This is a genomic window from Bradyrhizobium sp. 23 (genome assembly GCF_023073295.1).
Classification (GTDB): Bacteria; Pseudomonadota; Alphaproteobacteria; order Rhizobiales; family Xanthobacteraceae; genus Bradyrhizobium; species Bradyrhizobium canariense_D.
On the sequence record NZ_JADPJF010000058.1, the window covers coordinates 238,867 to 258,448 of the forward strand.

The following is a 19,582-nucleotide window of genomic DNA, read 5'->3' on the forward strand; positions in this document are numbered from 1 at the left end:
CGGAGGCCAGCGCCTCCTGCGGCTTCTGCGCGCCCGTGATCGCGGCCTGCACGGCATCCCCGATGAACTTGTAGATGCGGCCGTTCTCATGAACGGAGAGCTCCGGCACCGCGTGCTCCAGCTGATCGCGCGCAACTGTGGCCTGCGGGAACGCCTTTGCGTAGGCCTCCATCGTCGGCGTCTTGTAGGCGGCCGGCGACACTGCCACGTAGCCGGTCTTCATGCTCCATTCGGCCGCGCGATCCGGAGCCGTCATCCATTGAATGAACTTGACGGCCGCCTTCTGCTGTTCGGGAGACGCACTCTTGAAGATGTAGAAATTGCCGCCGCCGGTCGGTGATCCGCGCCGCTCTCTGGCCGGCAGCATGGCCACACCGAACTGGAATTTCGCGGCGTCCTTGACCGCCGTCAGATTGCCGGTGGTGTGCCACATCATCGCCGTCTTGCCTTCGAGGAAATCGTTGCGCAGCGTCGCCCAATCGATGCTGCCGGCCGGGGCGACGTTGTGCTTGCGCGACAGGTCGACCCAGTACTCGAGGGCGGCGACCGTCTTCGGAGCGGTCAGATAGACCTCGTTGCCGGGTTCGTTCATCATCTTCTGCCCGTTCTCGATCGCCAGCGCCTGCAGCATCCAGTAGGCATATCCGGTCGAGGGAATTTCGATGCCCCAGCGCGTCGTGTTGCCGCCATCCTTCTTGACCAGCTTCTTCGACATCTCGACCATTTCGTCCCAGGACGCCGGCGCCTTCTCGGGATCAAGGCCCGCCTCCTTGAAGGCGTCCTTGTTCCAGTACAGCACGATGGTCGAACGCTGGAACGGCACGCTCCAGGTCTTGCCGTCGATCTGCCCGTTCGCCATGAACGCCGGATAGAACTCCTTGAACCAGGCCTTGTCGCCGACGAGATCGTCAAACGGCACGATCGCGTTCTCGTCCATCAGCGTGAACACGTCGGTCGACAGCAACACCGACAGTTGCGGCGGCTGCCCGCCCTTCATGGCAGTCATCGCCTTGGTCATCGTATCCGTGTAGTTGCCGGCATAGACCGCCGTCATCTTGATGTCGGGATTGTCCTTCTCGAAGCGCGAGACCATGTCGTCGATGATCTTGGTGACGGGACCGCCGACCGCGACCGGATAGTACATGGTCAGATCCACCGCGGCGGCCGGGCGTGCAGCCATCGAGAGTACGGCAAACGCCGCTGCCATCAACATCGTTCGTCGCGCAAACATGGGACAATCTCCTTCGTTACTGCGTTTGAAACAGCCGCTGCTATCGACCGGATATCGCCCGCTGGCCCTCTGTGACGATGGTCTCCAAGCGAGTTTCCAAACTTGAATCGAACCGATGCTCGAGCCCGGGTTCCCACGCGATCCGGACATCCTCGCCTGGCCGAACCTTGCTGAAACCTTCGAGCCGCACCGAGATGGGCTGACCATCGACCTCGCACAGAACGATGCTGTCGGCCCCAAGATGCTCGATCGCCCTGACGCGCGCAAAACGGTCCCCGCCCGACACGATGCGGATATGCTCCGGCCGGATGCCGATGAGATGATCACCCTGGCGCAACAGGTTCATCGGCGGCGTGCCGATGAACCGCGCCGTGAATGCCGTCGCCGGCCGGTTATATAGCTCCTCTGGTGTGCCATTCTGCTCGATACGACCATCGCGCATCAGCACGACGCGATCCGCCATCGTCATGGCTTCGGTCTGATCGTGGGTCACGTAGACCATCGTCATTCCGAGCCGCTGTTGCAGGGCGCGGATCTCCGTCCGCATCTCATGCCGCAGCTTGGCGTCCAGATTTGAAAGCGGCTCGTCCATGAGGCAGACCCGCGCTTCCGCAATGATGGCTCGTCCCAGTGCAACCCGCTGGCGCTGGCCGCCAGATAGCTGCGACGGCTTGCGTTCAAGCAGATGCGCAAGGCCAACAATCTCGGCCACACGCCGGAGCCGCTCGTCTCGTTCCGCGCGCGACACGCGACGCACACGCAGTCCGAAGACGATGTTCTCGGCTACGCTCAAATGCGGAAACAGCGCATAGGACTGGAAGACCATGGAGATATTCCGCTGCGCCGGGGTCAGATGGGTCACGTCGACGCCGCCGATGGCGATCGTACCGGCATCAGCATCCTCAAGGCCGGCGATCAGCCGCAGCGTGGTCGACTTACCGCAGCCGGACGGTCCCAGCAGCACAAGCAGCGAGCCCTCGTTCGCCGTCAGACTGACGTCATCGACGGCGCGCATCGCGCCCCAGAACTTGGAGACATGACTCAGCGTGATCGCTGACATGGCCTGTTCGCTCTCACCGTGATGCAGCTACGCCGCTGGCGACGGCTCGCTGCAACGGACCAATGCAACGCCGCTCACCGCAGACAGACCGGTCCATGCGCCCTCCCTCGTGCCACGCGCATTCGTCGGCGTAGCCACTACGATGTTCATTTGAACATAGCGTAACACCATATGAAACAGAAAATTGCGTCCTTGGAGTTCAAATGATACTTTCGTTGAGAACGGAGGGCCTATGCTCAGGACCGCCACGACCCGTCAGACCTACATACTAGAGATCGTGCGCGAGCAAGGCTTCGCCTCCATCGAGCAGCTCGCGGTGCGTTTCGACGTCACTCAGCAGACCATTCGCCGCCTCGTGAATGCACTCTGCGACCAGGGCCTGCTCCGGCGGGTGCATGGCGGGGTCGGCCTCCCGGTCCAGAACCAGAACCTCGCCTATGGCAGCAGGCACAGGTTGAACGCCAGCGCGAAACGGCGGATCGCGCACGCAACCGCCAACCTCATCCCTGACGGGACGTCACTGATGATCGGACTTGGCACGACGCCCGAATACGTCGCGCAGGCGCTCTCCCGCCGTCGGGATCTGCGGGTGATCACCAACAGCCTGAACGTGGCCGCAGCATTCGCGCACAATCCGGACGTGGAGATCAGCATCGCGGGCGGCACGCTGCGGCAACTCGATCGCGATATCATTGGCGAGTCGGCTGCGCGCTTCTTCGCGGGTTTCCGCGCCGACTTTGGTATATTCGGTGTCGGGGGGATTGATGAGGACGGCACGCTGCTCGATTTCCATGCCGATGAAGTCAAGGCGCGTCAATCCATTGTGGCCAATTCGCGAACGTCCGTGCTAGTGGCCGACATCACCAAGTTCGGTCGCAATGCGACGGTCCGGGGCGGCCATCTCGACGACTGCCACCATCTCGTCATCGATGATCGATTGCCTGGATCGTTTAAGCCAATCGCGGACAGGTATGGCGGTCTGATCCACACGGCCCGCGACGCCCGCGCAGATTTCGAACGCCTTGGCCATACCTAGCGGACAACATAGACTCCCTTGCTCAGATCGATCGCGGACTTCAACGCACGCCGACAATCCGCGCCGCAATCGGCACTGAGCCAGTCCCACGTGCCGCGCACCTACGGGGGCGAGCTCGAGCGGTGGGGAGCTGTTTTCCCGGTGATCCGAGCCCTCGGCTTGAACCAATTCAAGCGTGTTCATCCGGTCTACCTCGGAACAGGCGCTTCCGATTCCAGCAGGGACGCGGCCTTGAGATCGCTCCAGAGCGCGCCCGGCACTGTGGTGGTCAGCGCTGCCACATTGCGCTCGACCTCCTGCGCATTATGCGCCCCGAGAACCACGCTCGCGACCGCGGGATGACCCAGCGCAAAATGTAGAGCGGCCGTCGGCAGCGCTACGTCATGAGCTGCGCAGATACGCTGGATCTCAGCAACCTTCGAAAGGATCTGCGGCGGTGCGTCTTGATAATTGTACTTGGCGCCCTTGATGGCGCCCGTCGCCAGAATCCCCGAATTGAACACGCCGCCAAGCAGCACCGCGATGCCCTGCTTCAGCGCCAGCGGCATGAACTCCTCGAGTGCTGGCTGCTCCAGCAGCGAATAACGCCCGGCGAGCAGCATCACCTCGAAGGACCCGGCCTGCGCAAAGCGCACGCACATCTCCGCCTCGTTGACGCCGATCCCGATGCCCGCGACCACACCTTCGGAACGAAGTTTGTCCAGCGCTACATAGGCCCCGGACATCGCTTCGCGAAACCGATCCTCGATCGCGTCCTTACCGTGGGTCCACACATCGACATCATGGATCAGCAACAGGTCGATCCGGTCGGTGCCAAGCCGCAACAGCGACTGCTCGACCGAGCGCATGGTGCCATCATAGGAATAGTCGACGACGGCTCGGTGCGGCTGTCCACCAATAAATCCGGACCGAGTCTCCGGCTGGTGAAACGGATCCATCCAGCGACCAGTTTTTGTGCAAAGCACCACATCCTTGCGCGGCACGCGCCGGAGCGCCGTTCCGCAGCGATGCTCCGACAGGCCGTTGCCATAGTGCGGCGATGTATCGAGCAGATTGATGCCGAGCTCGAAGGCACGGCTCGCTGCGGCAATTGCAGTGTGGTCGTCGAGCTCGAGAAAGAGATCGCCGAGCGGTGCGGTTCCGAACCCGAGGATGGAAACTTCGAGACCGGTCCGGCCAAGTGTGCGGCGCGGCAAAGCCGATTGCGAAACCATGGTGGATTGCTCTTCCTTCTCCGCGCCTCGATCCGCGCTAGTCTCATTGCAGCGACGCGCAGCGTATGTATTTGCCGTCAGGTGTCAACGCGAGGATTACGGGTCTCGTACAAGACTATTCCGCTCATACATTCGGGTTGCTAAGAAAAGCGGAACCGGCACGCGGGCACTTCACGGCCCGCGGCAACGAGGAGGAACGATGCTCCCCTATGTTACGCACGATGCACGCTTTGCTCGCCTGGTCTTTGGTCACGCCAATCTCGAAAAACTCACCAGCGGCTGCCGCTGGGCCGAAGGACCCGCTTACTTTCCGGCCGGCCGCTATTTGATCTGGTCCGACATTCCGAACAACCGGATGATGCGCTTCGACGAGACGGATTCATCGGTGTCGGTGTTCCGCTCGCCGAGCTTCAACTCGAACGGCAACACGACCGATCGCGAGGGGCGGCTCGTCACTTGCGAGCACTTCATGCGCCGCGTCACCCGGACCGAGCATGACGGCTCCATCACGGTGCTTGCCGAGCAGTTCGAAGGGCGTCGGCTGAACTCGCCCAACGATGTCGTGGTGAAATCGGACGGCTCGATCTGGTTTTCGGATCCGACATACGGCATCGACAGCGATTACGAGGGCCAGCAGACCAAATCCGAGATTGGCGCCTCCCACGTGTATCGGATCGATCCAGCGGGCGTCGAGATCAGCCTCGTCGTCTCTGACCGCGTGCAGCCGAACGGGCTGGCGTTCTCGCCAGACGAGAAGCTGCTTTATGTCGCCGATACCGGCGCGACCCACGTCGACGGGCTGCCCGCGACGATCTGGTCCTACAAGGTCCAGGGAAACAAGGTCGCTGAGCCCTCGCTGTTTTCCACCTGCCCCGACGGCCTCTACGACGGATTTCGCTGCGACATCCATGGCAACGTTTGGACGTCGGCGGGACGGAGCGTGTTCTGCTACGCAGCCGACGGGACACATATCGGCACCATTCCCATCGGCGAGATCGTGGCGAATGTCTGTTTCGGCGGTCCGCAGCGCAACCGTCTCTACATTTGCGGACAGACATCGCTGTATTCGATCTTCCTCAATACGCGCGCGGCCGTGTGAGGGAAAAGGCGGCGCGGGGCGGCGTGCGGCGCCATCCTCAGCCGTTCTGACCGCGCTTTCGCCGGCCGTCGGTGCCCTCGTCACCCTGCAGATCGGATTCAAGTTCCTCGATAGCGCGCGATCCGAACTTGCCGGTCTCTGAGCTCGCGGATACTGTGTCGAGCAAGGCAGTTCGTTTCGCTAAAATTTTGATTTACGATGATTTCCAATTTGTAAAGAAGGCGGGCCACCTTAGGCTGGCCATCTAGCTCGTGACGCGTTCGCCCCGCCCGTAGACGAGCAGCATGAAGATGATAACGAGACCATAGATCACTTGGCGGCCCGCCTCCGGCATCTCCATGATCGACAATACACTGTTCAGGAGCACGATCAGGACGACGCCGATCAGCGTGCCGAGATAGCGGCCGCGGCCGCCGAGGATGTTGGTGCCTCCAATCACGACGGCGGCGATCGAGGGCAGCAGATAGGCGTCTCCCATGCCTTGGTAGGCCTTGGTGGAATAGCCGGCGAGCAGCACGCCCGCGAGCGCGGCAGCAAGGCCGCAGAGGACGAAGCAGACCACCGTGACGCGGCGCGTGTTGACGCCGGCGAGATAGGCCGCCGCCTCCTTGTTGCCGATGGCGTAGATGTAGCGGCCGAGCGACATGCGCTGCAGGATCACGACCACCAGCACGGACACCCCGGCCCAGACGAACAGCGCGTTGGGAATGCCGAGCGTACGATCGCCCGCCAGCATCCGCATCAGGTCGGTCGCCCCGGTCTGAGGTGCGTAGCCGCCAGTATGCGCGACCATCAGGCCGCGCATCACGGCATTCACGCCCAGCGTAAAGATCATCGAGGGGACCCGCAGATACGCGACCCCGACGCCGTTGACGAGCCCGACCAGAACGCCGACCCCGAGCCCGACCGGAATTGCGAGAGGACCGCCGACCGAGGTCGCCATCATGGCCGCGGCCGCGAGCGTCCAGGGCACCGACAGATCAATCTGCGCTATCAGGATCACGATCATCATGCCGGCCGAGACGATCCCGAGGAACGCACCGATCTGCAATTGCTGCAGAAGATAGGCCGGAGACAACAGGGGAGCGCTGCCGAAACGGGCGAATGTGTAAACCGTACCCGCGACGAGAATGACGACGATGAACACCGCCGCAATCAGGATCGGGCGATCGTCGCGCGAGAGGCTGAATGAGGCCGCCGTCATCGAAACAGCTCCAACGTGTTCTTGACGCGCAGCATACCCAACGCGCCGATGCTGACGGCAGCGAGCAGGATCACGCCCTCGAACAGCGGCTGCAGAAGAGGGGCAATGTCGAAGATGCGGAAGAAGAAGGAAATCACGCGCAAGACCATAGCGCCGAAGATCGACCCGATCGCACTGCCGGTTCCGCCAAGCAGCGAAGTGCCGCCGATCACCACGGAGGCGATCGAGTTGAGCGTATAGGCGCCGGCCTGCGGAATGTCCGCATTCCCAGACGAAGTCTGGATAGCAAGGAAGAGACCGCCGCAGCCGGCGAAGAAGCCCGCGAGCGTGAAGGCGGCGATCTTGGCGCGCTCGATCGGAAGGCCGGACATATAAGCTGCGCCCTCGGCCGAGCCGATCGCATAGACGGCGCGGCCGAGAACGGAGCGGCGGAACGGCACCCATACCAGCAGCGGAATGAGAACGAGAAGCACGAAGGGGACCGGGATCCAGGCGAACGGCGCAAACCAGGCAGCCGCGCCATCGTCGAAGATGTGCACGGTCGAGGCGAAATCGCCGAGCGAGTTAGTCAGCGCCCAGTTCAGATCAACATCGATCTTGCCGCCCGGGGTCGGACGCAGGAAAAGCGCGATGCCGATGTAGACCGCGCCGGTCGCAAGCGTCGCGATGATCGGCTGGATGCGCCCATAGACGACGACGCAACCATTGATAAAGCCGGCAGCCGCGCCGATCACAAGGCACACGGCGATCCCGAGCAGAATGCCGCTCACGCCGCCCGGAAAGGTGCCGAGGCCGAGATGCACGCCGAACAGGTCGAGATGCAGCGGCGCACCACCTGCCGCGCCGGTCAGGAGGTAGCTTGCAAAGCAGCCGACCATGGTCATGACCGCTCCGACGGAGAGATCAAGGCCCGACATTAAGACCGGCACTGTCTGCGCCATCGCCAGCATGGCGAGCGCAAAGATTTCGTCGCCATTCTGCACCAGCACGGCGGAGGAGAAGCCGCGGGGATGCGCGGCGTTGTAGAAAATGTAGAGAGCACAGAACAACAGGATGGCGGTGACCAGACCAATGTTCTGGCGGATCCTGATCGCGAGATCGTCAAGCATGCGCCGCCCTCGCTGCGGTATCGGTGTCGACATTCAGGGAGCTTGCGACAATGTTGGTCTCGGTGAGGTCGTCGCCCTCGAGCTCGCGCACGATGCGGCCGTCATACATGATGACGACGCGGTCGCAGCAGCCGATCAGCTCGTCATAGTCGGTTGAGTAGAACAGGATTGCGGCGCCCTGGTCGGCGAGTTCGCGCATCAGCCGGTAGAGCTCCTGCTTGGTGCCTACGTCGATTCCGCGCGTGGGATCGTTGAGCAGGATGATGCGCGGATCGGTCATCAGCCATTTGGCGAGCACGACCTTCTGCTGGTTTCCGCCCGACAGCGTCGAGACCGCATCACTCGCGGCGTCCAACTTGATCTGCAGCCTCGCGATGGCTCGCTGGATCGCGGTGCGTTCCTTCCCGGTATCGATGAATGGGCCAGTCGAAAGCGCGTCGAGCGATGCGATCGCAAGATTGTCTGCGATCGACATCGGCAGCATCAGTCCTTCGGTCTTGCGGTCCTCAGGCACGAGTGCGATGCCGACCGATTTTGCCGCCGCCGGGGAGCCGGGACGTACCTCGCGATCTGCCACCGTGAGGCGACCAGTGACACCGCGCAAAACACCGAACAGCGCAAGCAACAGGGATTTCTGGCCCTGCCCGTCGAGACCGCCGAGCCCGACGATCTCGCCGGCGCCGATGCTCAGTGAAATGCGATCGAGCTGCCTCTCCCAGCACAGGTTCTCGAGCGCCAGCACCGGCTTCGCGGCATTTCGCGCCGGCTTGGGCGGATACTGGGCCGCGATGTCACGCCCAATCATGAGCTGGATGATATCGGCGGTCGAACGCCTCCCCTTGTCGAAGGTCTCGATATGGCGGCCGTTGCGAAACACCGAGGCCCGGTCGGCGAGCGCCTCGACCTCGTGCATGCGGTGCGAGATGTACAGGATTGCGACGCCCTCGGCCTTGAGCCGCGCCAGCATCGCATAAACCTTCTCCACATCGGCGCTCGTCAGTGCCGATGTCGCCTCGTCGAGGATCAGCAACTGCGGCCGCTTGCCGAGCGCCTTCGCGATCTCGACCACCTGGCGCCTCGATAGGGGCAGATCGCGCACGCGCCTCAGGGGGTTGACGTCCTCACAGCCGATCTCGGACAAAAGCTCTTCGGCGCGGCGGCGCTGCGCCTTCGCATCGATCAGGCCGAACCGCCGCGGCGGGGATGCAATGGAGATGTTGTCCGCGACCGAGAGGTCGGGCATCAGCGATAGTTCCTGAAAGATGCAGACGACACCGGCCGCATTCGCCGCCGACGGCGTGGCGAAGCTGACCTCGCTCCCCGCGAGGCGCATGCGACCGCTGTCGGGCTGCACCACACCAGCAATGATCTTGATCAGGGTCGACTTGCCGGCGCCGTTCTCGCCCAGCACGGCATGAATCTTGCCGCGTTCGCAGGCGAAGTCGACGCCTTCAAGCGCGCGAACGCCGGCATAGCGCTTGGAGATGCCGGCAAGCTCCAGGAAGGCGGATTGCGTCGGATCGGCAGCCGGCATGGCCGGGCCTTCACGCAACGACGGCCCGGCGAATGCCGGGCCGTGACAGAGACATCGCTGGAGCCGTCACTGGGTGTTCTTCTCGCTCTGCGACATGATCTCCGGTGCAGTGAAGTTCACGCCGCACGGTGTGAACTGGTTCGGCGCAAAGAAGTTGGCATTGAGCTCGGGCCAGTAATTCGTGCCCGGCTTGAGATCCTTGTAGGTCGCCACTGGAATCGGGATCGAGATCAGCTGCGGCATAATGTTGCCCTGCAGCGCCGAGATCGCCGCCTTGGTCGCGATCGCCACCAGCGCCGGCGACTGGCCGTAGGACATTCCCTTTAGTCCGTCCTTGGCGTGATCGGCAATCTGTTTGCGGTACTCGTTTTCGCCCTCGCCCGACATCGGCACAAAGGGATGCTTGGCAGCCATCAGTGCCTGCACGGTGCCGTCGGATCCGCCTTGGGTGAATACTCCGTCGAAATGACCATGCACAGCTAACGCATCTGCAGTCACCTTCTGCGAGGTGCCGGTGTCCCAATTACCAACCACCTCGGTGATTTTGAAGCTGTTGCCGGGCGATTCTATTACCTCGCGGAAACCGAGATGACGGTCGCGGTCAACGGAGTTTCCCGGGAGGCCACGGACTTCGAGGATGTCGCCGGATTTCTTGCCGCTCTCGTCGATCAGCCATTTGGCCGACATGCGGCCCATTTCCTTCTGGTCCTCGTTGACCATCATCACCTTGTCGGTGTCGAGGACGTTGTCGAACGGCACCACCACGACGTTGTTCTTGTCGGCAAGACGGATGATGCGATCAAAACCGTCGGGAGCTACCGCAATGGTAACGATTGCGTCGAAGCCTTGGTTGATGAAATCCTCCATCGCGCCAAGTTGCGCCGCGACATCGGTCCCGGTGGAAACAACCTTGAACTCCTTGATGTTCTCCTTGATACCCGGCTGATCGGCGAAAGCCTTGGCAGTCTTCACCATCTGGATGCGCCAGGTGTTGCCGACAAAACCGTTGACCAGCGCGATTCTGTAGGGGCCCGCCTTCTTGGGCCACTGAAAGAATTTGGTCTCGGACGACCACGGCTTGAAGCAGGCGGGGTCGGCGCCGGGACCGGAGACGACCTTTGGACCTGCCAGAGCACTCACCGATGACAACAGCAAGCCGGCGCAAGCCAGCCCCGCCAGACGAAGCGTCCACACCATGTCGTGTCTCCCTGAGCGTTTGTGTTCCACCCTAACGCGGCGCGTAGCCATGCCGGGAATTGACTTTCCCATGCGCGTGTCGGGCTAGGATGGCACGCAGCTTGCGATGCTGACAAGCCGAGGGCGGACGCTCCGGCGCGAGACACGATCTGAACGCACGGCCAAACCGACGGCAATTGTGGAAGCAGAAAACGTAACAATGACAGTCGGGTGTTCGTGGGCGGCAAGGGATTGTGCAACGGCGAAGCTGGCGATGGCCGGGCTTTCATGGTGGCATCCACGCGCGTGACGAAAAAAATGACACTCAGGGAAAAGTGTGAATCGCTACGCGAAGCCGAACGAAGCCCGCTTGCGGAAGCCGGGTTTTGAAAACCAGAGGCTGGGACTACTTGCTTTCGTCCGGCGGCCTGGCGCTCCTCCGCTAAGATAATGGCTGTAGCAACGCCGATCGCTCGCAGCTCCTCACTCAGCAGCTCGACGGCGAGATCAGGTATCGCACCGCGACGGTGGCTGGCGAACATGTCACTTGCTTGACACGTTCTGAAGCGCCGGTCTCTAATGTCCTTCAAGGTCCTGCGGTTGGACAGGCAACACTTTCTGCCCCCAAGCAAGAACAGGCTCGACTGCCCCACCCAGCGACTGTCAGGTCAAGGGTGCGGAATCCAAGATCGTTTCCTGGGAGGGAACAATGGACAGACGCCAGACGCTCAAGCTGATCGGTGGTACGGCCGCGTTGGCCGGTGCCGGTTTTCCGGGCTTTGCCTTTGCGCAAGCCCAAAAGGAAATGGTCACGGTCGTGAAGATCGCGGGAATTCCGTGGTTCAACGCACTTGAAAAGGGAATCCAGAAGGGTGCGAAGGATTTCAGCATTAATGCCACTATGGTTGGCCCGGCGAACGTCGATCCGGCACAGCAAGTAAAGCTGCTTGAGGATCTGATTGCCAAGAAGGTCAACGTGATCGGCTTGGTGCCGCTTGATGTAAAAGTCTGCGAGCCCGTACTGAAGCGCGCCCAGGCCGCCGGAATCAAGGTCATCACGCATGAGGGTCCGGAACAGGAAGGCCGTGACTGGAATGTGGAATTGATCGACTCCGTTCGGTTCGGCGAGGTGCAGATGGAACGTCTCGCCAAGGACATGGGCGGCGAAGGTGATTATGTGGTTTATGTCGGGACTCTTACGACGCCACTTCACAACAAATGGGCCGATGCCGCGATTGCCTACCAGCAGAAAAATTTTCCAAAAATGAAGCTCGTCGCCGACCGCTTCCCTGGCGCCGACGAGATCGACACCAGCCAGCGCACGACGCTTGACGTGATCAAGGCCTATCCCAACCTGCGTGGTATTCTCGGCTTCGGTTCGAACGGACCAATCGGGGCCGGAAATGCTGTGCGTCAGCAACGTCTTGGCAAGAAGATCGCCGTTGTCGGCACCGTGCTGCCAAGCCAGGCGAAGTCGCTTATCGCGGATGATACGATCCGCGAGGGTTTTCTGTGGAATCCCACCGATGCGGGTTACGCGATGGTCGCGGTGGCCAAACTCGTGCTCGATGGCAAGCCGATCACGGATGGCGTCGATGTACCCGGCCTTGGCAAGGCAGCCGTCGACGTTGCAGGAAAGCAGATCAAGGTGGACAAGATCATGCGCATCAACAAGGAAACCATCGACGGTCTGATCGCCGGAGGGCTCTAGGCCGGACCGGTTTAGTCGCCTCGTCGCGCTGCATTCCCGGCCCTTCCGGTCGGGAATGCGGGACCACTCGAGTGATCGCACGACTCCATTGCAGGCGAACCTTTGGTGACTTTCCTGGAAATGTCCGGCATATCGAAGCGCTTCGGCGGCGTGCACGCGCTCCGCGACGTCGATCTCACTCTGGAAGTCGGCGAGGTGCATTGCCTGGTCGGTGAAAACGGCTCCGGCAAGTCCACCCTGATCAAGATCATTTCGGGCGTCGAGGCAGCGGAGCCTGGCGGCCGTATCGCAATTTCCGGCAAGGAATATCCTAAACTGAACCCGGTCTACTCCACGCATTGCGGCATTCAGGTCATCTACCAGGATCTTTCGCTATTCCCCAACCTCACCGTCGCCGAGAATATCGCGATGGCGCACCATCTTGGCGGCCTCCATTCGGTGAACTGGGCCTCAATGCGCGCCACCGCGAAGGCCACAATGGCAAAGATCGGCGTTGCGTTCGACCCGGACGCGAAAGTGTCAGAGCTCAGCATTGCCGGACGCCAGCTGGTCGCGATCTGCCGCGCCTTGGCTGCGGATGCCAAACTCCTGATTATGGATGAGCCGACGGCATCGTTGACCCGCCACGAGGTGAACGCCCTGATCGCGCTCGTAAGCGAGCTGAAGCGTGCCGGCATCTGCGTCGTTTTCGTCAGCCACCGTCTCGATGAGGTGCTTGAAATCGCCCAGCGCGTAACGGTGCTGCGGGATGGCGCCAAAGTCGGTACTTTTGCCGCAGACACAATCGATGGGCGGAAACTCAGCCAGCTGATGACTGGCAAGTCCTTCGAGTATCAGATACAGGCGCCTGAGCTTGCCGCTGGCCCGGTTGTGCTGGAAGTTAAGGGCCTGGGCCGCGAGGGCGAGTATGAGGATGTAAGCTTGCAGTTGCGCGCGGGCGAAGTAGTGGGTCTCACCGGTCTGCTCGGCTCAGGGCGAACCGAATTGGCGCTATCCCTGTTCGGCATGAAGCCGCCCGATCGCGGCACTATCGCACTTGACGGGCGGCCCATCGCCCTCCGTACAAATGCAGAGGCGATCGATCGAGGGATCGCCTACGTATCCGAAGATAGGCTTACGCTTGGTCTCATCCTGAATCAGTCCGTCACGGCGAACGTCACGCTTACGGTGCTGGATCGTCTGGCTGGCGCGTTCGGCCTGATTGCCGCACGCGCGCGACAGACCCATGTCGCTCGGTGGGTTGCTGAACTCGGGATCAAGGTCTCCAATCCCGCCAACCCGGTGAAGACGCTCTCCGGGGGCAACCAGCAGCGGGTCGTGCTCGCCAAATGGATGGCGACCAATCCGCGGGTGCTTATCCTCGATAGCCCCACGGTGGGCGTCGACATCAGCGCCAAGGACGGCATTTACGAAATCATCCGGCGGTTGGCCCGCGACGGCGTCGCGGTCTTGATGATATCGGACGAAATCCCCGAGGTCCTTTATCATAGTCATCGCGTCTTGGTGATGCGGGAAGGTCGTTTGACAACCGACGTGCCTGCCGCAGCCACTTCCGAAGATGCGCTTCGGCAGGCCGTCAATGCCTGAATCGCACATGGCATCATTCGGCAGGTTTCGTCGCAGCCATGAGTTCTGGCTGCTGATAGTGATCCTTGGGCTCTGCGCCAGCTTGGGCTTCGCGAACGCCCAATTCCTGACCATGCAGAATCTGTTTGATCTGCTGACCTCCTATGCATTTGTCGGCATCCTAGCGCTCGGGCTGCTGGTCGTCCTGATCGCCGGCGGAATCGACATCTCATTCACCGCGACCGCGTCGGTGGCGCAATATGTCACACTTTCGCTTGCCAATGCTTACGGGGCGAACTGGATCGGCGTCTTCGCCATCGCGATTGGAATTGGCGGTGCGCTCGGTGCCCTCAACGCGATTTTCATCCAGAAACTTCGAATACCATCGATCATCGTTTCGGTCGCGACGCTGAACATCTTCTATGGGCTTCTGATCTTCTTCACCGGCGGCAAATACATCTATTCGTTGCCCGACTGGTTTGCGACCGGAATATTCTGGTTCGAGTTCGAATGGGGCAAGGATAGCTCGTACGGTGTCAATCTGCAGATCCTCGCGCTCGTGCTGGCATTTCTCGTCACCTGGCTCCTGCTTAACCGAACCAATATCGGCCGGCAAATCTATGCCATGGGAGGCAATACCGACGCCGCACAGCGGCTCGGCTTCCACATTTTCGGCCTCAATATACTGGTCTATTGCTACATGGGTGTCATGGCCGGAATCGCCTCTCTGATTCAGGCACAACTCGCGCAGTCCGTTGCCCCGACGGTGCTGGTGGGCAAGGAACTCGATGTGGTCGCTGCCGTCGTGCTCGGCGGCGCCAGCCTGATGGGCGGCGTCGGCACGGTCTTCGGCACGTTTTTGGGCCTGACACTGCTCGCGGTACTCCAAAATGGAATCATTTTGCTGGGCGTTTCGTCCTACTGGTCGCCGTTCTTCGTCGGCTTGGTTATTCTCATTTCGGTCTCTGCGACCGCCTGGTCGCAGCGCGAGCGGCGAACCCGGAGCGCGCCCCGATGAGCAACGCCCCTGCCCTCTCGCTTCGCCGGCGCATGGTCGGTCTCGCCAGCAGCGGCACAGTCGCCACCCTCATCCTGCTGTTGTTCGCACTCTGGGTCGTGTTCGCGATCACGATCGGCGATCGGTTCTTCTCGGTCAACACGCTGCAATCCATGGCTTTCCAGATGCCCGAACTTGGCATCCTCTCACTGGCGATGATGCTGGCCCTGCTATCTGGTGGACTCAACCTTTCCATCATCGCAACCGCCAATCTGTCCGGACTGACCATCGCCTTCCTGCTGACGCGCTACATCCCGGGGAGCCAGGGCCTTGCCTGGGTCGGCATTCAGGTCTTTGCGATCGCTGCAGGATTTGCAGTGGCTGCATTGGTCGGCCTCCTCAATGGTTTTGTCATCGCCTATCTCGGCGTTTCGCCGATCCTGGCCACGCTCGGCACGATGACGCTCTGCAAGGGTCTCGCGATCGGCCTGTCGCGCGGTAACGTCATCTCCGGATTCCCGGAGCCGATTGTGTTTATCGGCAACGGAACGGTTTTCGGGGTACCCTTTGCTCTGATCGTACTTGCGTTCTGCGCCTTGCCCGTCGCGCTCATGCTGAACGCGACGCCGTTCGGTGCAAAGGTTTACATGATCGGCTCGAACGAGAAGGCGACCCGTTACTCCGGCGTCAATACCCGCGCCGTCCTCCTCAAACTCTATGTATTTTCCAGCTTGCTCGCGGGCGTGGCGGCGGTCGTCATGTTGGCACGTTTCAATTCGGCCAACGCGGCATACGGCGAGAGCTATCTGCTGGTCACCATTCTCGCGGCCGTGCTCGGCGGCATCGATCCGTTTGGCGGCTTCGGCAAAGTCGGCGGGCTATTGCTTGCGTTGATCATCCTTCAGGTGATCTCCTCGGCATTCAACCTTCTGAACCTCAGCCAATTCCTCACGCTAGCGATCTGGGGTGGAATCTTGATTGCCGTCGCGGCGGTTCCTCATGTCGCCGGCAAAGCGCCGCGGTAGCCGGCGATGATGCGCTCGATCGTCTCGAACCCTATTGCAGTTCTCGACATCGGCAAGACCAATCTCAAACTGGTCGTGGCGAGCGACGACGGCTGGCCGCTCGAAACACATGGGCTTCCAAATGTGCCTATGGCTCAGGGGTCGTACCTCGCCTATGACCTTGCCGGGTTAGAAGAGTGGTTTCTCGATACCCTTGCCGACGTGTCTCAACGCCATGCCATTGGCGCCGTGATCGTGGCTGCGCATGGATGCGGCGCGGTTCTCGTCGACGGTGATACGCCAGTGCTGCCGATGATGGACTATGATGCCGTCTCTCCGCCCGCAATCGATGAAGCATATGCCCGGATCGCGCCTGGTTACGATGAGGTGTTTTGCGGAATCGGAGGGGCGATGCGGCTCGGAAAACAGCTGCTTTGGCAGGAAAGCGCGTATCCCGTCGAATTCGCTCGCGCAAAAGCCTATCTGACCACCGCGCAGTTTTTCGCCCTGCGGCTTGGTGGACGTGCGGCCAGCGAAATCTCGCAGCTCGCGGCTCAGAGCCATATCTGGGACCTCATCCACCGTCAGCCTTCTTCTCTTATGCGTAAGCGCGGTTGGAGCCATCTGTTGCCCGAATGCGTACCCGCCGGTGAGGTGCTAGGGACGGTTTCGGAATCTGTAACCAGGCGCACTGGCCTGGCGCAATCGACCGAGATCCTCTGCGGCGTGCATGATTCCAACGCCAACCTGTTTCGCTACAAGGCCGCCGGCATGGCCGATGCCTCGATCCTATCGACCGGTACTTGGATGATCGGCTTTCAGCGCGGCCTCCCCCTGGACAAACTCGATTGCGCGCGCGCGATGGTTCTCAATATCGATGTCGATGGGGAGAATGCACCTTCGACGTTGATCGCGGCCGGCCGCGAATACGACCTCATCCGCGGGGAACATTTTACTTCTGATGCAGCCGTCCTTGCCGCATTGCCCACCCTGCTGTCGAGAGGAACCCTGGCGCTCCCCTCATTCGTCGGCGATGATGGATTGTTTCCGGGCGCTGCTCGCCGCGGACGGGTCATCGGGCCGCCCCCCGAAACGCCTGCCGAATGGCAGGCATTGGCGGTGCTCTACGCAGCGTTCAGCGCAAACCGCTGCCTTGATGCGCTCGAGAGCTCAAAACGCATAGTCATCGATGGTGGCTTTGCCGCAAACCTGCCCTTCGCCCGTTGTCTTGCGACTTTGCGATCCTCGCAGAGTGTCTGGGTGAGTCGATCTCCCGACGGAACGGCGCTTGGCGCTGCGCTGCTGTGGCGGCGATTCTCGCGTACGCTGCCGGTTTCAAGCGTGATCCTTGAAGCCGTCACATCACTCAGCAACGATAGGTTCGAACCGCGCGACCTTTCCACCGCTTACCAGTCCTGGATCGCTTTCTCGGAGCCCGCTTCATGACAGACCGTAATCATGCCGATCTCCGCCAAGGCATTGTCGATACCTGCAGGGAGATGAATCGAAACGGTCTCAATCAGGGCACATCCGGCAATCTTTCGCACCGGATTCCAAACGGCATGCTAATCACGCCTACCAGTCTGCCCTATGATCGGATGCAGCCAGAGGACATTGTCGCGATGGATTTTGCCGCGAACTACCAGGGCAACCATCGGCCTTCATCCGAATGGCGCTTTCATCGCGATATTCTGCGAGCACGCGAAGACGTCAACGTCGTGCTGCATACGCATTCCACCTTCAGCACGATTCTCGCCGTTCACGAACGTGATATTCCCTGCTTCCACTATATGGTCGCAGTTGCGGGTGGCAACGATGTCCGGTGTACGCCATATGCTTGTTTCGGCACGCAGGCACTATCGGACTACGCCCTCAAGGCCCTCGAAGATCGCGACGCTTGCCTCCTTGGCCATCATGGCTTGATCGTGACGGCCCAGACCTTTGAAAAGGCGCTTTGGCTCGCCTTGGAGGTGGAGACGCTGGCGAAGATGTATGTCCATGCGTTGGCTATCGGCGAGCCGCCGCGCCTCAGCGACGCTGAAATGGCGCAGGTACATGAGCAGATGAAACGCATGGGATACGGCCAGGCGCCTGACCTTGACGATGTCGGCGATGTTCCGCGCGCCTTACTGGACTCGAAACGGACAGCACATTGATGGTGGATTTCACGGACAGCTGCCACCGAGTTCGGTCAGCACCGGCCCACGCGAATGTTGCAACAGTCGCAAAGGTGTCAACGGACGTTGGCTAGGGTGCTTTCAAGCTGAGAGTGGCGGAAGAGTGAGGCCGCCCACCACCGATTCTACACGCAAGCAAGAGCAACGGGCTTTGGACTCAAAGCACAGCAGGCCACCTGGATCTCCGGAGAGAGCAATGGCGATGAGCGAAAGAGGTTACCGTAAATCATAAACCAGCGTCTACGTTTGAAGAAACGTTAGCAGCTTTGAGCAGCTTTCGCGAGAACTGTAGTCGCACGACTCCACCGTCCTCAAGAAATATGAGGCAGCGACGACCGCGCATCGACATATTCGGCAGAGTTTCCGGCGCCCCTGCCGACCGCAACCTGATCGACCTTTATGCCGACGCCGGCCTGGAGTTCATCAGCGACAAAACGTCCCGATGACAAGCTTGGGATCGCGTTTGGTTATGCGCATATCTCGAAACGCGCCCAGCAGCTCGACAGCGATTACCGAACTTTCGTGGCATCCACTGACTACAACGCGCGTTCGTAATCCGGAAACTACGCGGGGCATGTCCTGGCCGCTAAGATCGCCCCGTGTTTTTCCTGTGGAATGGGTCCATGTCGGGCGGAGGGGCCCATTCTATGTCGCCGAAGGCTTTTCTCGCAGCCGGACTCGTTTTCCGGTAAGCCTGAACGAGATCACTTTTTCTGGCGCTAGTTTTCTTGCTGGTCTACTTCAAGGCCATGAACTCGCTGCTCGACCTGTCACGCTTGGTCCAGGTCGTCGCGCCGCCCATCCTGGTCTTGGTCTGCGACCGCTTCTTCACCGCGCCTTTGCGCGTTGTCGCCGACCGGTTTGTCGGCAGCCACGGAGTCATCCTCCTATGTTGGTGTGGTGATTGATCACTGGAATGATGGTAACTTGCCGGCTGGCCTCGTCCTCAATTGCGATGCGGCGCGGGTCGTGCACGCGGGGGGCAGACGCAATCTCGCTGGCGGTGGTCCTGGCTTTGGCCAGGGCATCTTCATCGTCACGGCAGTCCAATCCCGATGGATCCTTCAATGCCGTCCCGTCCGGCCGCCAACCCAGCACGCTTCAGCTTGACGAGCTGCTGAAACCTCTGCTGGCGGCGTGGAATGAGCAGCGCTCCACGCTGCGTAGTCCGAAATAACCGACCCCCAAACGGATCCGCTGTCTTAAGCATGACGAACGCCCGGGCCTTCGTTTTCTATTGCGCGCAATGAAGGCTCACTAGCTCACGTTAGCAACGGGTCACAAGCCGCCGACCTGGCCCCTGGCTGCAAACTTCCGGTCTGCCCTTGTGAGCCGACATGCAGCGACACCGCGTAAGGAAGCGATGGGCCATGTGTGGACGGCTCCGGGTTGGCAAGGAGAATCTTCACTTGCGGCGTTGGTCGGAGCAGCCATGTGTTCGGCCTTCTTGTGCGGTACTCATGA

General features: G+C 61.0%; 17 protein-coding genes. 10 read left to right on the plus strand and 7 right to left on the minus strand.

Annotated features, from left to right (window positions below; translation table 11 throughout):
- A partial coding sequence (locus IVB32_RS14775) for an ABC transporter substrate-binding protein (protein WP_247410648.1) occupies nucleotides 1-1,213 on the minus strand: 1,213 nt, incomplete at its 3' end.
- A gap of 58 nt (nucleotides 1,214-1,271) precedes the next feature.
- Nucleotides 1,272-2,291, minus strand: coding sequence for an ABC transporter ATP-binding protein (locus IVB32_RS14780; protein ID WP_018459409.1), 1,020 nt, complete (start codon nucleotides 2,289-2,291; stop codon nucleotides 1,272-1,274).
- 232 nt (nucleotides 2,292-2,523) lie between these two features.
- Between IVB32_RS14780 and IVB32_RS14785 the strand changes: the two genes are divergently transcribed.
- Nucleotides 2,524-3,327: a DeoR/GlpR family DNA-binding transcription regulator gene (locus IVB32_RS14785; RefSeq protein ID WP_018459410.1), complete on the plus strand. Its 804-nt coding sequence runs from the start codon at nucleotides 2,524-2,526 to the stop codon at nucleotides 3,325-3,327.
- Nucleotides 3,328-3,515: 188 nt separating this feature from the next.
- Here the strand turns inward: IVB32_RS14785 and IVB32_RS14790 are convergent, their stop codons facing one another.
- Nucleotides 3,516-4,541, minus strand: coding sequence for an aldo/keto reductase (locus IVB32_RS14790; RefSeq protein WP_018459411.1), 1,026 nt, complete (start codon nucleotides 4,539-4,541; stop codon nucleotides 3,516-3,518).
- A 199-nt stretch (nucleotides 4,542-4,740) separates the two neighbouring features.
- Here IVB32_RS14790 and IVB32_RS14795 point away from each other — a divergent pair, with 199 nt between their 5' ends.
- The gene (locus IVB32_RS14795) at nucleotides 4,741-5,640 is read left to right on the plus strand and encodes an SMP-30/gluconolactonase/LRE family protein (RefSeq protein ID WP_018459412.1); all 900 of its coding nucleotides are present in this window, start codon (nucleotides 4,741-4,743) and stop codon (nucleotides 5,638-5,640) included.
- A 244-nt stretch (nucleotides 5,641-5,884) separates the two neighbouring features.
- Here IVB32_RS14795 and IVB32_RS14800 read toward each other — a convergent pair whose 3' ends face one another.
- The 4 genes from IVB32_RS14800 to IVB32_RS14815 form a co-directional block, all read right to left on the minus strand.
- Entirely contained in the window at nucleotides 5,885-6,844 is a 960-nt protein-coding gene (locus IVB32_RS14800) for an ABC transporter permease (protein ID WP_018459505.1), read from the minus strand.
- The gene (locus IVB32_RS14805; RefSeq protein ID WP_018459504.1) at nucleotides 6,841-7,953 is read right to left on the minus strand and encodes an ABC transporter permease; all 1,113 of its coding nucleotides are present in this window, start codon (nucleotides 7,951-7,953) and stop codon (nucleotides 6,841-6,843) included. Before IVB32_RS14805 ends, IVB32_RS14800 begins: the two co-directional genes overlap by 4 nt.
- Complete coding sequence (locus tag IVB32_RS14810; RefSeq protein ID WP_018459503.1) at nucleotides 7,946-9,487, minus strand: sugar ABC transporter ATP-binding protein; 1,542 nt, start codon at nucleotides 9,485-9,487, stop codon at nucleotides 7,946-7,948. Before IVB32_RS14810 ends, IVB32_RS14805 begins: the two co-directional genes overlap by 8 nt.
- A 66-nt stretch (nucleotides 9,488-9,553) precedes the next feature.
- Nucleotides 9,554-10,684: a sugar ABC transporter substrate-binding protein gene (locus tag IVB32_RS14815; RefSeq protein WP_018459502.1), complete on the minus strand. Its 1,131-nt coding sequence runs from the start codon at nucleotides 10,682-10,684 to the stop codon at nucleotides 9,554-9,556.
- 688 nt (nucleotides 10,685-11,372) lie between these two features.
- Here IVB32_RS14815 and IVB32_RS14820 point away from each other — a divergent pair.
- The 8 genes from IVB32_RS14820 (at nucleotide 11,373) to IVB32_RS14855 (ending at nucleotide 19,026) form a co-directional block, all read left to right on the plus strand.
- Nucleotides 11,373-12,374, plus strand: a complete 1,002-nt coding sequence (locus IVB32_RS14820; protein ID WP_007608730.1) for an autoinducer 2 ABC transporter substrate-binding protein — start codon at nucleotides 11,373-11,375, stop codon at nucleotides 12,372-12,374.
- A gap of 102 nt (nucleotides 12,375-12,476) precedes the next feature.
- Nucleotides 12,477-13,961: a sugar ABC transporter ATP-binding protein gene (locus IVB32_RS14825; protein ID WP_026233826.1), complete on the plus strand. Its 1,485-nt coding sequence runs from the start codon at nucleotides 12,477-12,479 to the stop codon at nucleotides 13,959-13,961.
- Entirely contained in the window at nucleotides 13,954-14,958 is a 1,005-nt protein-coding gene (locus tag IVB32_RS14830; protein WP_018459499.1) for an ABC transporter permease, read from the plus strand. Before IVB32_RS14825 ends, IVB32_RS14830 begins: the two co-directional genes overlap by 8 nt.
- Nucleotides 14,955-15,962 carry an ABC transporter permease gene (locus IVB32_RS14835; RefSeq protein WP_018459498.1) on the plus strand — a complete coding sequence of 336 codons (1,008 nt, stop codon included), beginning with the start codon at nucleotides 14,955-14,957 and terminating at the stop codon, nucleotides 15,960-15,962. Before IVB32_RS14830 ends, IVB32_RS14835 begins: the two co-directional genes overlap by 4 nt.
- A gap of 6 nt (nucleotides 15,963-15,968) precedes the next feature.
- Entirely contained in the window at nucleotides 15,969-17,387 is a 1,419-nt protein-coding gene (locus IVB32_RS14840; RefSeq protein WP_026233825.1) for an FGGY-family carbohydrate kinase, read from the plus strand.
- On the plus strand, nucleotides 17,384-18,097 hold the full coding sequence (locus IVB32_RS14845) for a class II aldolase/adducin family protein (RefSeq protein ID WP_026233824.1): 714 nt from the start codon (nucleotides 17,384-17,386) through the stop codon (nucleotides 18,095-18,097). Before IVB32_RS14840 ends, IVB32_RS14845 begins: the two co-directional genes overlap by 4 nt.
- A 420-nt stretch (nucleotides 18,098-18,517) precedes the next feature.
- On the plus strand, nucleotides 18,518-18,673 hold the full coding sequence (locus IVB32_RS14850; RefSeq protein ID WP_247369116.1) for a carbohydrate porin: 156 nt from the start codon (nucleotides 18,518-18,520) through the stop codon (nucleotides 18,671-18,673).
- A 173-nt stretch (nucleotides 18,674-18,846) separates the two neighbouring features.
- The gene (locus IVB32_RS14855) at nucleotides 18,847-19,026 is read left to right on the plus strand and encodes a hypothetical protein (RefSeq protein WP_143275436.1); all 180 of its coding nucleotides are present in this window, start codon (nucleotides 18,847-18,849) and stop codon (nucleotides 19,024-19,026) included.
- The last annotated feature ends 556 nt before the right edge of the window (nucleotides 19,027-19,582 follow it).